This is a genomic window from Bradyrhizobium sp., assembly GCF_036735945.1.
In the GTDB taxonomy this organism is placed as follows: domain Bacteria; phylum Pseudomonadota; class Alphaproteobacteria; order Rhizobiales; family Xanthobacteraceae; genus Bradyrhizobium.
This window is the reverse complement of the sequence record NZ_DAINNI010000051.1, coordinates 1-13586: the sequence shown is the minus strand read 5'-3', so window position 1 is coordinate 13586 and position 13586 is coordinate 1. Positions and strand designations below refer to the sequence as shown.

Genomic DNA, 13586 nt, shown 5'->3' with positions numbered 1-13586 from the left:
CGTTACCAGACCGGTGGGCCGCCTATCCCTCCACCTCGGTTTCCGGCCGGTCGTTGCCGGCGGCGGTTTCCGAGTGCCATCGTCCGTCGGCGGTTTCGTATTCGATCACCTCGGTGCGGCCCGGCCCCCGCTGCTCGGTTGCCGCCCGCCGCGCCGCGGCAAGCGCGGTGGCGCGGTTCGCAAACGGCTCGGAGAACACGCCGTCGACGGTATAGGCCCAGCCGCCGTCATGTTCGACGATCTTGTAGGTCACATGGGTCATCGGGAACTCGCTGCTTGACGGTGCCGACGGGGTGAACGTGCCGCATAATTCATGACAGAATAGGGCACGCCGTCGGATTTTGCACCGAGCGTTCGTCCTTGAACGATGACCGGTGAAGGAGAGAGCCATGTGCCGCAACATCAAGACCCTGTTCAATTTCGATCCGCCGGCGACGCATGCCGAGATCCATGCTTCCGCGTTGCAATTTGTGCGCAAGCTTTCCGGCTTCAATTCGCCGTCGCAGGCCAATGCGGAGGCGTTCAACCGCGCGGTATCCGAAGTCTCCGACAGCGCGCGGCGCCTGTTCGCCGCGCTGCAGACCAATGCCGCGCCGCGTGACCGCGAGGTCGAGGCCGAGAAGGCAAGGGAGCGCTCGCGGCGCCGGTTCGGCTAGCCTCCCGCGCCGGCGCAGCGTGATTGACCTCACGGTGCGGCGCGGCCGTGACGGCCATGGTGGCACCGGATGTCAGCCATGGAGGGATGTCATGGACCAGAAAAAGCGCTTGAAGCTCGCCGCAATCTTTTTCGCCGTGTTCTGGATCGGCGGGATGCTGTGGTGGAGCGGCGAGTATCATCCCGCCTACACCATCCTGCTCGCCGTTTGCGGCAGCATCGGCGGCTATTTGTGGTTTCTCGCGATGCGCTGGGTCTTCCACTACATGCAGATGCTGCGGCCGAACGGCGATCCCGGCGCCGGCCGTTAAACCGCGGTGACACCTTCGCCGGGTGAAAGAACTCCGGCGCCGGCCTCAGACGAGCCGAAGTGCCAGTTGGCGCAGCGGCCGGGCGTGGCTTTGCACGAAGTCGGTAAGATGCTCCGGCAGCGGCACGCCGTCGATGTCGCAGCGCATCTGGATCTCCTCGGCAATGTCCGATGAGACATCCTCGGACCAGTGTTCGAGCGTGTTGAACGCCACGATGCGGACGGGGCTGTTGTATTGGCCGGAAAGCAGATCGCTGACGACGCTTTCAAGGTCGGCCTTCTCGGTCTCGGTTTCGCGGTAGACCGTCCCGTCGGAAAAACCGTCGACGACGAGATAGACGGTTTCATCCGCGCCGTAAGGGACCATCCCGGGTGACCAGCCAGTGCGTTTCATGTGCGCATATCCTGCAGCTCACGGGAATCAAGTGCCGGCGATCCGAACGGTTCCCTGGTCGGGTACCATTTTTTCCCGAAGTTGCTATCATCGAAATCCGTTCACTGCTCGAAAGGGATCTCGTTCAAGCACAAGCGCCCGAAGAGGTGGCATCATGACCAGATTGGATGATCGGACAATTGCCAACATGGATATCGTTCTCGAGGAGACGTGCAGCGTCTTCCCTCATGGCGGCGACCACGAGCACCGCCGCTACATTGCGCAAAAGCTGAAGCTCAGTGCGAAGAGGGGAAACACCACGCTGGGCGGATTGAGGGCTGTTGCACACAGCGCGCTCAAGGAGATCACGTCCGATCGGCAACTCGGGAACTAGCCGGATAGACCGGGCGTTCTCAATTCGCAGCGTCGATCGGCCGCGCGTCGGCGGCAGCGATGCCTGCCCGCTGCCTGTGTCAGATGATCTGACAGTATTTGTCCGGATAGAAGGTCGGGAACAGTCGGACCATAATACCGCTTTCACAGGAACGTATACTTGCGTTCGCCCGGCGGAAACGCCGGGCTTTCGCATGAGCTGTCTGTTGTCCATCGAGCGCGAGGCAGAGACCGGTTCTCAATTCGCATCCCACGTCACCGGCAGATTGAGCAGGCCGCGGAACGCCCAGCCGCCGATCCGCACCGGCTCGCGCGCATCGAGCCGCAGGCCTTTTAGCCGCGCGAACAGGCTCGGCAGCGCGACGTCGGCGACCATGGCGCGGGAGGCGAATGCTCCGGCGCAATAATGCGGGCCGGCGCCGAACGCGATGCTCTTCTGGGTGTCGCGCGTGATGTCGAAACGATCGGGATCGGCAAAGCAGGCCTCGTCGCGATTGGCGGAACCGAACATGAAGAACACGCGGTCCTCCGGCTCGAAGTCGATGCCGCGATAGGTCCACGGCTTGGCGACGCGGCGCGGCGACATCTGGATCGGCGCGATCCAGCGCGCATATTCCTCGAACACGTCGATCCATTTCGCTTTTCCCTCGCGCAGCAGCGCGAGCTGTTCGGGATGCGTCAGCAGCGCCCAGGCCGTGCCTGAGATCGCATCGCGCGGCTCGTTCTGCCCGCCCGAGATCGCCAGCTTGATGTTGGCGCGGATGCTTTCCATGTTCTGGCCGGCCGCGAGCAGGACGCTCAGGATCGAGGTGTTCGGGTGCTTCGTCACCACCGGAATCATGTCGTCGATCGCCGCATCGATGCCTGAAGTCGCCGCATGGCAGCGCGCCTCGACCTCCCTGTTGCCGGTGTAGTTGGCGATGCCGTCGATCATCGCCTGCGACCACGCGTCCATGTCCTGGTAGCGCATGTTGGTGAGGCCGGTGACGTCCTTCAGGCATTCGGCCGACAGCGGCAGCGCGAACGCCTTGCAGAGATCGGCTTCGCCCGCCGGCGCGAGCTCATCGAGGATGCGGTCGGCGTGGGCCTGGAACTGCCGGAGCCAGGTGTCGCGCACGGTGCGCGGCGACACCGCCGGAAACATCGCCTGCCGCTCCGCCATGTGCGCTTCGCCGTCCTTGCGCATCATGTTGTGGCCCATCAGCACGTTCATCAGTCCGTTCGGCTGATGCGAGGAGAACACGTCGATGCGCTTCTCCTGGGTGAAGATGTCGTCGCGTCGGGTGAACACGGTCGAGCCGAGTTGCGGCACGAAGGCGATCGGCGCCTCGCGGCGCATCCGCGCCAGCGCGGGATAGGGATCGGCCCAGAAAGAGGGAATGTCGATGTCGAAATGCGGAGCGTTGGACATGGATCGGCGTTTCCGTCTGGCCGGCTTTTCGCGCAGGGTGGCCAAGCGGAGCGGCACTGTCAAATGTCGCGGGTCGATGCGATCGCCCGGATTTTCAGGATATCGGGGAGCCGGGCGGTCCGATGTCCACGGGGGTGTCGGATGACACGTCCTTGACGCCGGGAATCTTGCGCATCCTGGCGACGTCGGCAGGATGGGCGGATCCGGTGACGACGCCGATGGCGTCCATGACCTGGTCGACCTCGAACCCCTTTGCCTTGAGTTCGCGCGTCACCTTCTCGATCCCGTGCTCGCCCGAGACCGTGACTACAAAGGCCTGCTTCTGCTTCTTTGCCATGACGCTCTCCAAAACGACGCTCTCCAAAACTTCGTCGCCGTCTGCATGGCCGCCTGTACGGCACGGCGCAAATCCGGAACCACCGCCGGCCCTAGCGGTTCTCGCCGCTGCCCGGCGGTGTCTCCGGTTCGATACGGCCAACCGCGCTTCGTGCCAACACCTTATACAGGCTGCGATCTTCCGCGTGCCGCCTGTCCCAATCGGCGAGGCCATTGCGAGCCGCAAGATTCAACTGGTCATCCTCGGCGATCTCGTCAAGGTGCGGCCGCCGCAGCGCGCGAGGAACGAACACGGCCTGCGCCACCGGATCGCCAATCCTGAAATGAACCGGCCCCGGCGGCAGGCCAAGGGCGAGATTCACGGGACTGGCGTACCAGTCGGTTTCGACCAGGCCGCATTTGACTTCGACGCCGGATGTGGTGCGATTGAGCGGCGGCAGGAAAAGCGTGTCCACCATGTCGGGCGTACGCCAGATATAGGGCAGATGAAGCTTGATCAGGGTCGATTGGTCGTCGCGATCGAAAAAGCTGATGCCGGGCTCTTGCACCGTTGCAGCCGGTGAGGCATCGCCCGAAATTCCCCTGAGCTCATAGGCATTGCCGGTGAAGCAGGTTGGCGGATTGTCGAACACGTAAAATACCCGCGGCTCGGGATAGTTGTCGGCAGCGTCGGGTCTGTTCGCGGGCGAGCGGAATGCCCGGCATCCGCCCGGCAGTTCCTCGAGCGTGCAGAAGCCGAAGCGGATCGGGGAGGGAATGATCACGCCGAGCGCGCTGGCGGCCGTGAACGGCAGGCACTGCTCCTGCACGCCATAGCCTGGCGGAACGGAGGTCCTTGTGCGCGCCGCGGCAATGCGCGGCAGCGCCAGGTTCGGAACCAGCGGGATCAATTTCACGGTGGCGGCTGATGCGCTCATGGCTTTTCTGAAGACGCTGCCCGCACCGGAGCATAGGCGCCGGTGCGGGACGCGCAAGGCGGGCTATGGTGCCTGCACCAGGCCGGCGCCGACGTCGGTCGGCGGCAACGGCAGATGCTTGGCCGTTGCAATCAGTTTGGCGCGCAATGCAGCGCCGCGAAGGGTTGCATTGCTCTGCGCCCACAGCGCGGCGCAGCCCGCGACATGCGGCGTTGCCATGCTGGTGCCGCTCTTGGTGTCGTGCAATTGCGGCCGCGGGACTGACGAGAACGTGTTCGTGCCGGGACCGGCGATGTCGATCTTGCCGCCGTTGGAGAACGACGCCACCCGCATCGAACTGTCGAGCGCGCCGACGCACATCACGGTAGGTGAATTCCCCGGCGCGCCGGAGGACTGGATATTGCCCGGACGCGCGCTGGCATTGCCTGCCGCCGCGATGATCAGGCAACCGGCAGCAAGCGCCGCCGCGCCGGCGGCCGTATAGGAGGGCTGCGGCGGTATCTGCGCGCCGAGCGACATCGAGATCACCTCGCAGCGGTTCGCGATCGCCCAGTTCATGCCGGCCAGGACCTGCGCCTGCGTGCCGGAGCCGGAATTGGTCAGTACCTTGCCGATGAACATCCGCCCGCGGAACGCGATGCCGTATCGCTGCAGGTTGCCGGGAGGCGATTGCGGCCCAAGCGCCGTGCCGGCGGTGTGCGTGCCATGGCTGTGAAGATCCTGCACCGGCTGTCCGACGAACGTCTGGCTAACGATCGGGCGGCCCGCGAACTCGGGATGTCCGAGGTCGAAACCGGTATCGAGAACGGCAACCTTGATTCCGTTGCCGTCGAAGGTGCTCTGCGGCACCCTGCAGGCCCGGAGCCCCCACGTCGCGCCGACCGCCGTGGCCGACACGTCCTCGACGATTTCCGCACCGTGCAACGAGCCGATGTCCTGGTAGATCATCTCGGCGGTATGCAACACGCCCCTCAGATAATCGCCCGGGCTCACCTGCGTGGCGAACATGAAATATTCGGGGTCGACCGAGTGCGTGGCGCTGTCGGCCTCGACGAAATCGGCGGCGGTGATGCCGTGCTCGGCGGCGGCGGCTCCGCCGACCAGGGCGACGCCGATCTCCGGGAAGACCATGGCGTGGGCGTCTCCGGCATCCGCCAGATCGGCGGCCTGATTCTTGAAGTCGCGCGCGTTCGCGACGCGGAGGCCTCTTTTCGATTGCAGCGCCTTCACGCCGGCGGCAGCGGCGCCTTCCTTGAACGTCATCAGGAAGCGTCCGGTCTTGGTGGTGTCGCCGCCTTGCTCGAGTGCTGCCAGCAGCAGTTCGTCGGGACTTGCAGCGATGGTCTGCTGCGTTCCGGCGTCGGATGATTTGGGTTTGCTTCGCCTCGCCATGCTCGTCTCCTGTCGGTTGATCTGAGGAATGTTGATGCGTCGAGGTCAGTTACCTGGCCGCTTTGCGCGGCAAATTCGTACGGTGGGCGTAGCGATCGCCGGGCGATGCGTCGGAAAATCAGGTGCTACGAAATGAAAGGAACGGCCAGGCAGTGCGCAAACGATAATTGTCTGAATTTGCTGTACAATCTTAGATTTCACACGGCCGCGTTCACATTTCAGCGATTGGAATTGGGGTGGCGTATGGCTGGATAGGACTCGTGTCCCGGACGCGGTGCAGCGTGCAACGCTGCTCCGCAGGGCCGGGACCCATTGCGGCCAACAGCGCGCTGCGGCATGCACCCCGGCTCTGCAGCGCATCACTTGCGTGCCGCGCTGCGTCCGGGGCGCGAGGGAATGCCCCGACTCACACCGCGCGGTAACCGCCGTCGACCATCACGATCGAGCCGGAGACATAGGCCGACAGATCGGAGGCGAGGAATATCGCGGGGCCGACGATGTCCTCCGCGGTCCCGGCGCGCCCGAGCGGGGTGTGATCCATGAACGTCTTCACCAGTTCCGGATTGTTGGCACGGGCGTTGGCGTTGAGCGGCGTTGCGATGAAGCCGGGACCGATCGCGTTGACGCGCACGCCTTCCTTGCCGAGCTCGGCGGCCAGCGCCTTGGTGAAGCCGAGCACGCCGTGCTTGGAAGCGGTATAGGCCGGCGAGCTCGGCGTGCGCACATGCACGAAGGACTGGATCGAGCCGATATTGACGATGCGCCCCTTGCTGGCGCGCAACGGCGCCAGGAACGCGTGCGTTACGTTGAACACGCCGGTGAGGTTGACCGTGATGATGTCGTCCCAGTCGCTGATCACGGTCTCCGCCGCGCCGAGCATGCCGTTGCGGCGGACGATGCCGGCATTGTTGACGAGGATCGAGACCTGGCCGACCTTGTCGGCAACCTGCTTTGCCATCGCGACGCAGTCCTCGCGCCTGGCGACGTCGAGCGCGAAGCTGTCGGCCTTGCCGCCGGCGTCACGGATTTCCTTCGCCGCCTCCGCCGCCGCCTTCTCCTCGCGGTCGAGCAGCACCACGCGCGCGCCTTCGCGGGCGTATCCGAGCGCGATCGCGCGCCCGATGCCGGAGCCTGCGCCGGTGACGACGGCGATGTGATTTTCGAGAAGGGGCATGGCGCGTTTCCTCTTGCCTGGGTTTTGCCGGAGGATAGCAAGCGGGCCGGTCAGTACAAGGTGGGAAGCAATATGGTTTCGTAGGGTACGCAAAGCGCAAACGTGGTCCACCGTACGCGGCTTCCACCTGATGGTGAGGAGCGTGGAGCGAAGGCGGGCGACTTCACCTGCTCACCGCCGCGTGAATGGCTTCGCAATGGCGCACGAGATTGGAATGGGCGGTGACGAACGCCTTCAGCGGCGTCGGGATCGGGAAGAAGTGGATGTTGGCGATGAAGCCGTAGATGCCGGCATCGACGCTGGTCGGCTTCGCGCCATGCACGTAGCCGTCGGCAGGAACTAGGTCGGCCAGCACCTGCAGGTCGGCCAGTCCGCGCGCATAGGCCTCGTCGGGCGCATAGCGGCCGATGCCCTGGAAATGATAGCGCTGCGCGTTGTAGTCCCTGGCCTTGTTCATGCCTGCGACGTCGATCTGCGGATGTTGCGCGATGAAGCCGTCGCGAAACGCCGGGAAATAACGGTCATCCTTCCAGCGCGAATACGACATCGCCCAGTACAGATCATCCAGCATCCGCGTGACGAGATGGTTCATCATGCGCTGGGCGGGCGTGAGGCCGGCGTCGATGGTCAGGCGATATTTGTCGACGAGATGGGCGATGATGGTTTCGCTGTCGCCGATCGTCGCGCCATCGTCGACGACATAGGGCAATTGCCCGCGCGGCGCCGGCGAGGCGTCGAAGATGTGCTCATGGACGAACGGCACGCCGGTGAGATTGAGGAAGGCGTACACCTTCAGCCCGTAGCCGTTATTGTCGGCGACGCCGAACAGTTCGGGATAGGAGTAGAGGGTCAGCATCGATCACCGCCCGGAAATCTGCGCCACGCATTCGATCTCGATCAGCATCTTCGGATCAGGCAATGCCTGCACCACGCAGGTGGTGCGGGCGGGGTAGGGCGCCGGGCCGAACGCCGACGCATAGAGCACGTTCATCGTCGCAACGTCGGCGGCGCGCGTCAGCAGCACGTTGACCTTGACGAGATCGCGGAACGAGCTGCCTGCTTCGTCGAGGATGCGCCTGATGTTGGCGACGACGAAGCCGAACTGCGCCTCAAAGCCGTCGGCAAGCGCGCCCTTGTCGTCAAAGCCCGGAATGCCAGAGACGAAGATCAGGTCGCCGACGCGGGTTGCGAAGGAGAGCGGTGGAGCCTTGATGCCGGCGGGCGGCGCAAAATGCTTGATATCGGGCATGGAACACCTTCCTGAGCTGTTAGGCTTTCCGGAACCTAACGCGCCGCTGCCTCGCTGGAAAGGCAGCGGCGCGTGCCACGCGACCCGCCGATAACCTGGAAGAGCGCGATGCGATGAGATCGCAGGAGGAGAGTGCCGGGCGAACAACTAGCGCAAGACGATCGCGCCAAGGGTAATGCAGTTCACAGGCGCAATGATTTGCCTGTGCAGAAGCGTCTGCGCAATTGGCCGACATATTTTGATGAAATTGTGTCGTGAGCGCCGCGGCGCGCGCATCAATGCACTTTTCCCCGCTCTCCGATGAAAGTACTATCGGTCATCACGACTCGAATCGTGCGCGCAGCCCTGCCCGCGATCATCCTGGAGAAAATATACATGAAGATGCCATCCGCCGTTCGTGCCGCCATGCTCGCGCTTGCGGCTTTTGCGGGCGTTACACTGTCCTCCGCGGCGCGTGCCGATGAAGGCTTCGTGCAACTCACGATCTACAAGGCGGGCTGGGTGATCGGCGGTTCCGGCGGCAGCGGCGTGCTGGATTTCCGCGGCCGGCGTTATGCGCTTTCGACCGGCGGCCTCGACTATGGTTTCGTGTTCGGCGGCTCGAAGACGATCCTGCGCGGCCGCGTCAGCAACATCTGGCGTCCCTCCGACGTCGCCGGCGTCTACGGCGCGGCAGGCGCGGGCCTTGCGGTCGGCCGCGGCGCGCGCGCGATCGTGTTGACCAACCAGAAGGGCGCGGTGCTGGAGTTGACCGGCCATCAGGTCGGCTTGATGGCGAACGCGGATCTCTCCGGGCTGGCCATTACGATGCGGTAGGTCTCTTGGCGTCATTGCGAGCGGAGCGAAGCAATCCATGCCGCCACTTGCGGCGGGATGGATTGCTTCGTCGCGGAGCCTGTCATCGGGCGCGCATTCGCGCGACCCGTTGGCTCCTCGCAATGACGCGCTCGCGCATATCGAAAATCTTTCAGAGCGCGAGCGCGAATTTCTTACCGAAGCCCGATTACTGGACGCCGAGGAAATCCCGCTTGCCGATCTCGACGCCGTTGTGGCGCAGGATGCCGTGGGCCGTGGTGGCGTGGAAATAGAAGTTCGGGAAGGCGAAGTTGACGAGATATTGCTGGCCCTTCAGCGTCCGCGTGTTGTTCTGCCCGACGGGGAACGTCACGTCCCTGACGTCACCGCCTTCGAACTGCGCCGGCTTGAACGACTTCACATAATCGACGGCCTTCGCGATCCGCGCCTGCAATTCCTCAAAGCTCTTTTCGGTATCGGGCGTCGACGGCACCTCGCTGCCGGTCAGCCGCGCGCAGGTCTTCGCGGCGAAATCGCAGGCGGTCTGCACCTGGCGTGTCAGCGGAAACATATCGGGATAAAGCCGCGCGTTGAGCAGCACCTCAGGCTGGATGTTCTTCGCCTTGCAATGCGCTTCCGCCTTGCGGAGCAGGACGGAAAGGCCGCCGAGGATCTGCTGGAAGGCGGGCACGGTTAAGTCGTGGAAAGACATGTGATGCTCTTTTCATGATGTGGAATATCGCCTCGCGAGGATGAGGCGTTGTTCGAAATGGGGCGGCGGTCGAGAAAGTTCAACCTACCGCGCCGCGGGCATCGCGAGGCCCGCGGGCTGCGATTGCGCGCTGGGCCCGCGCATTCGCGCCAGCAATTCCGCGGTCGGCCAGGAATCCGCCGGCAGTCCGTACTTGACCTGCATCGCCTTCACTGCGGTGCGGCTCAATTGCCCCATCACGCCGTCGACCTTGCCGACATTGAAACCCGCGCGCACCAAGTGCTGCTGCAGCTCCTTCAGCTCGTGGAGCCGCAGTTGCGCGACAGGCGTCGCCGGCTGCCGCATCGGCGCGGCGTCGGCGATGCGGCTGGCGAGATAGCCGGCGGTGGTCGAATAGATCAGCGAGTTGTTCCACTCGGTATAGGCCGCGAAATTCGCATAGGCCAGGAACGCCGGCCCGGTGCGGCCCATCGGCAGCAAGAGCGAGGCCGGCAGGTCGTCGTTCGGCAGCGGCCGCCCGTCGGGATAGGTGACGCCGAGCTGCGCGAGCTTGGCGCGCGGCAGCTTGACGGTGAGGTCCGCCTGGTCCCACGGGAAATTTTGCGGCGCGCGCACTTCCTGCAGCCACGGCTCGCCGCGCCGCCATTTCAGGCCGGTCGCGATATAGTTCGCGGTCGAGCCGATCACGTCGGGGGCGCTACGCAGGAGATTGCGATGGCCGTCGCCGTCATAATCCACCGCATAGTTGAAATAGTGCGTCGGCAGAAACTGCGTCTGCCCGAGCTCGCCGGCCCAGGAACCGATCATCTCGGCGGCCGAGAGATCGCCGCGGTCGATGATCTTCAGCGCCGCGATGGTTTCCTTGCTGAACATCTCCGAGCGGCGGCAGTCATAGGCCAGCGACACCAGCGAGGGCAGCGTATGCAGCTTGCCGAGCTCGGCGCCGAAGCTGCTCTCCAGTCCCCAGAACGCGGCGATCACCGCCGGCGGCACGCCGTATTCCTTCTCGGCACGGGCGAACGCCGCCGCATGCATCCTGATGCGGGCCTGTGCGTTCTTTGCCGCAGCATCGGAGGCGCGGTTGCGCGCGAACTCGGTGAAGATCTGCCCGAACACGCGCTGGCCGCGGTCGCGGTTGACGATGCCCTGGTCGTAGACGAGGTAGGGCGCGGCCTCGCCGAGCGCGCGCTGCGACACGCCCTCGGCGACCGCCTGCTGCTTCAGCTCGGCCAGGAAGCGGTCGAACGACATGCCGTTGTGACACGCCGCCGCACGCGCCGTGCGCGGCGCCGCCACCGGCTGCTGGCCAGGTGCGACCGCGGGTCTCGGTGCGGGCCGGGCCGGGGCAGGGGCCGGCTGGGCGATGGCGAGGGATGAAAGGATCAGGGACGCCGCGGCAGCAACGAGCAGGCGAAAGAGCGGCATCCATGTCCCCGCGAAAATCGTGAATCTGAAGCCAGGTTTTAGACCGGCAGGCCGAGTTAGCCAACGGTGCAGCCTCACCGTAGCCCGGCCTCGGTGCAATCCCCCGCGCAAGTCCCGCCGCGCGCATAGGAGCCCGCCGTAACAACCTGATCTCGCAGGCTGTTCCAACCGCCTTCCGCCGTGTAGGCTTCGCCCGCACTGCCGGGCCGGGACAAGGCCATCGTCCATATGGGGCGGGCAGGAATAAGGGAGATAGCGGACATACCATGACGGAACTCCGATACCTCGCGCCCGAGACGCTTGATGAAGCGGTAGGCGCATTTGCCAAGGCCGGCAGCGCCGCGCGCGTCCTGGCCGGCGGCACCGATCTTCTGGTGCAGATGCGAGCCGGCGTCCTGAAGCCCGGCGTGATCGTCGACATCAAGAAAATCCCCGAGATGACCGCCATCGAACAGACCGCCGACGGCGGCTTTCGCATCGGCGCCGCCGTATCAGGCATGGCGCTCGCCGAACACGGAAAATTCGGCAAGGTCTGGCCCGGCGTGCTGGAGGCGGTCAATTTGATCGGTTCCAAGCAGGTGCAGGGCCGGGCTTCCGCCGGCGGCAATCTCTGCAACGGCTCGCCGGCCGGCGACAGCGTGCCCGCGATGGTCGCGGCCGGCGCCGTCGTCACCGTCCAGGGCCCGGACGGCCGCCGCGAGATCAAGGTCGAGGATGTGCCCGCCGGTCCCGGCCGCACCAACCTCAAGCCCGGCGAAATTCTCGTCAGCTTCAAACTGCCGCCGCGTCCCGCAGGCTCCAACGATGCGTACCTGCGCATGATCCCGCGCACGGAAATGGACATCGCCGTGGTCGGCTGCGGCGTCAGCCTCACCATCAAGGACAGCACGGTGACGGCGGCCCGCGTCGGCCTCGGCGCTGTCGCGCCGACCGTGCTGCTGGTCGAAGACGCCGCGAAAGCGCTGATCGGCTCCAGGCTCGACGACGCCGCGCTGGCGAAGGCCGCCGCCGCATGCTCCGCCGCCTGCCGTCCGATCGACGACAAGCGCGGCACCATCGCCTATCGCACCAGGGTGGCCGGCGTGCTGCTCAAGCGCACCGCCGCAATCGCCGCCAAACGCGCGACCCAGAAAAATTAGATTCGGATAATAACTCAATGGCCAAAGTTCACGTCACCACGTCAATCAACGGCGAGCCGATGGAATTCCTCTGCGAGCCCAATGACACCATGCTCGACGCGCTGCGCGGGCCGCTGGGTCTCACCGGCTCCAAGGAAGGCTGCGCCTCCGGCGACTGCGGCGCCTGCTCGATCACGCTCGACGATCGCCTGGTCTGCTCCTGCCTGATGCTCGCGGTCGAATCCGAAGGGCACGAGATCAGGACCATCGAAGGCATGGCGCAGGGCGAGAAGCTGCATCCGCTGCAGCAGAAATTCCTCGAGATGGCCGCGCTTCAATGCGGCATCTGCACCTCGGGCATGCTGGTCGCCTCCGATGCGCTGCTGAAGAAGAACCCCGATCCGACCGAGGAGGAAGTCCGCTTCTGGCTCGCCGGCAACCTCTGCCGGTGCACCGGCTATGACAAGATCGTCCGCGCGGTGATGGAAACCGCTGCCGAGATGCGCGCGTAACGAGCGGGAGATAGGACATGAACCTCGTCACCAACAACAAGTGGATCGGCCAGCGCACCATCAGGCCTGACGGCATGGACAAGGTCACCGGCCGCGCCCAGTTCGCCGCCGACACCACCATGCCAGGCCAGATCTGGGGCAAGGTGCTGCGCAGCCCGCACCCGCACGCGCGCATCCGCGGCATCGACACCTCGAAGGCGGAGAAGCTGCCCGGCGTGAAGGCTGTCGTCACCGCAAAGGACATCGTCGATTTCCCGATCGAGAAGGGCGCTGTCATGCTCGGCATTCAGGACATGCGCTGGATGTGCCGCAACGTGATGGCGCGCGAAAAGGCGCTGTTCCCCGGCCACCCGATCGCGGCCGTCGCCGCCACGTCGGAAGCGATCGCTGCCGAAGCCTGCAAGCTGATCGAGGTCGACTACGAGGTGCTGCCCTGGACCATCGAGATCGAGGACGCGATCAAGCCGGACGCGCCTGTTCTGCACGAGTTCAATAAGTTCGACGGCAAGCCCTCCAACATCGCAGGGCGACTCGAGCACAAGAAGGGCGATATCGCCGAAGGCTTCAAGAAGGCCGATGTCGTCATCGAGCGCACCTTCACCACGCGCCCGGTGCACCAGGGCTATATCGAGCCGCACGCCTGCCTGGTCTCGGTCGCTCCCGACGGCAAGACCACGATCTGGAGCTCCAGCCAGGGCCAGTTCATGGTGCGTGCGATGACGGCGCACCTCACCGGCATCCCGCAGAGCGACATCCGCGCCATCCCCGCCGAGATCGGCGGCGGCTTCGGCGGCAAGACCATCGTCTATCTCGA

18 protein-coding genes are annotated in these 13586 nt (G+C 64.9%); 7 read left to right on the top strand and 11 right to left on the bottom strand.

Annotated elements, in window-relative coordinates; translation table 11 throughout:
* Positions 1-22 precede the first annotated feature (22 nt).
* Positions 23-262: a DUF2188 domain-containing protein gene (locus V7E26_RS17385; protein ID WP_324418205.1), complete on the bottom strand. Its 240-nt coding sequence runs from the start codon at positions 260-262 to the stop codon at positions 23-25.
* 127 nt (positions 263-389) lie between these two features.
* Here V7E26_RS17385 and V7E26_RS17380 point away from each other — a divergent pair, with 127 nt between their 5' ends.
* Complete coding sequence (locus V7E26_RS17380) at positions 390-656, top strand: DUF2277 domain-containing protein (protein ID WP_324418204.1); 267 nt, start codon at positions 390-392, stop codon at positions 654-656.
* A 91-nt stretch (positions 657-747) separates the two neighbouring features.
* Positions 748-966, top strand: a complete 219-nt coding sequence (locus V7E26_RS17375; RefSeq protein ID WP_324418203.1) for a hypothetical protein — start codon at positions 748-750, stop codon at positions 964-966.
* A 45-nt stretch (positions 967-1011) separates the two neighbouring features.
* On the opposite strand, the gene V7E26_RS17370 is transcribed toward V7E26_RS17375, so the two are convergent.
* Positions 1012-1359, bottom strand: a complete 348-nt coding sequence (locus V7E26_RS17370) for a hypothetical protein (protein ID WP_324418202.1) — start codon at positions 1357-1359, stop codon at positions 1012-1014.
* A 154-nt stretch (positions 1360-1513) separates the two neighbouring features.
* Here V7E26_RS17370 and V7E26_RS17365 point away from each other — a divergent pair, with 154 nt between their 5' ends.
* Positions 1514-1732 carry a hypothetical protein gene (locus tag V7E26_RS17365; RefSeq protein ID WP_324418200.1) on the top strand — a complete coding sequence of 73 codons (219 nt, stop codon included), beginning with the start codon at positions 1514-1516 and terminating at the stop codon, positions 1730-1732.
* A gap of 237 nt (positions 1733-1969) precedes the next feature.
* Here the strand turns inward: V7E26_RS17365 and V7E26_RS17360 are convergent, their stop codons facing one another.
* From V7E26_RS17360 to V7E26_RS17330, 7 genes are all read right to left on the bottom strand, one after another.
* On the bottom strand, positions 1970-3142 hold the full coding sequence (locus V7E26_RS17360) for a cytochrome P450 (protein WP_324418197.1): 1173 nt from the start codon (positions 3140-3142) through the stop codon (positions 1970-1972).
* A gap of 94 nt (positions 3143-3236) precedes the next feature.
* Positions 3237-3479: a hypothetical protein gene (locus V7E26_RS17355; RefSeq protein ID WP_324418195.1), complete on the bottom strand. Its 243-nt coding sequence runs from the start codon at positions 3477-3479 to the stop codon at positions 3237-3239.
* Positions 3480-3570: 91 nt separating this feature from the next.
* Positions 3571-4395, bottom strand: coding sequence for a DUF6065 family protein (locus V7E26_RS17350; protein ID WP_324418193.1), 825 nt, complete (start codon positions 4393-4395; stop codon positions 3571-3573).
* A 63-nt stretch (positions 4396-4458) separates the two neighbouring features.
* Positions 4459-5787, bottom strand: a complete 1329-nt coding sequence (locus tag V7E26_RS17345) for a S8 family serine peptidase (protein ID WP_324418191.1) — start codon at positions 5785-5787, stop codon at positions 4459-4461.
* 406 nt (positions 5788-6193) lie between these two features.
* Positions 6194-6961, bottom strand: a complete 768-nt coding sequence (locus V7E26_RS17340; protein ID WP_324418189.1) for an SDR family NAD(P)-dependent oxidoreductase — start codon at positions 6959-6961, stop codon at positions 6194-6196.
* 163 nt (positions 6962-7124) lie between these two features.
* Positions 7125-7817, bottom strand: coding sequence for a glutathione S-transferase family protein (locus V7E26_RS17335; RefSeq protein WP_324418187.1), 693 nt, complete (start codon positions 7815-7817; stop codon positions 7125-7127).
* A gap of 3 nt (positions 7818-7820) precedes the next feature.
* Entirely contained in the window at positions 7821-8210 is a 390-nt protein-coding gene (locus V7E26_RS17330; protein ID WP_324418185.1) for a RidA family protein, read from the bottom strand.
* Between the two features lie 375 nt (positions 8211-8585).
* Between V7E26_RS17330 and V7E26_RS17325 the strand changes: the two genes are divergently transcribed.
* Positions 8586-9026, top strand: a complete 441-nt coding sequence (locus tag V7E26_RS17325; protein WP_324418183.1) for a hypothetical protein — start codon at positions 8586-8588, stop codon at positions 9024-9026.
* Positions 9027-9213: 187 nt separating this feature from the next.
* Here V7E26_RS17325 and V7E26_RS17320 read toward each other — a convergent pair whose 3' ends face one another.
* Both V7E26_RS17320 and V7E26_RS17315 read right to left on the bottom strand, forming a co-directional pair.
* On the bottom strand, positions 9214-9717 hold the full coding sequence (locus tag V7E26_RS17320; RefSeq protein ID WP_324418181.1) for a DUF1993 domain-containing protein: 504 nt from the start codon (positions 9715-9717) through the stop codon (positions 9214-9216).
* Between the two features lie 84 nt (positions 9718-9801).
* Positions 9802-11142 (bottom strand): lytic murein transglycosylase, encoded by a 1341-nt coding sequence (locus tag V7E26_RS17315; RefSeq protein WP_324418179.1) that lies wholly within the window; start codon positions 11140-11142, stop codon positions 9802-9804.
* A 266-nt stretch (positions 11143-11408) separates the two neighbouring features.
* Between V7E26_RS17315 and V7E26_RS17310 the strand changes: the two genes are divergently transcribed.
* The 3 genes from V7E26_RS17310 to V7E26_RS17300 all read left to right on the top strand — a co-directional run.
* Positions 11409-12281: an FAD binding domain-containing protein gene (locus V7E26_RS17310; protein WP_324418177.1), complete on the top strand. Its 873-nt coding sequence runs from the start codon at positions 11409-11411 to the stop codon at positions 12279-12281.
* 17 nt (positions 12282-12298) lie between these two features.
* A complete protein-coding gene (locus tag V7E26_RS17305) occupies positions 12299-12772 on the top strand; it encodes a (2Fe-2S)-binding protein (protein ID WP_324418175.1) in 474 nt (157 codons plus the stop codon).
* A gap of 17 nt (positions 12773-12789) precedes the next feature.
* Positions 12790-13586, top strand: a 797-nt coding sequence (locus tag V7E26_RS17300) for a xanthine dehydrogenase family protein molybdopterin-binding subunit (protein WP_324418172.1), incomplete at its 3' end; no start/stop codon positions are given.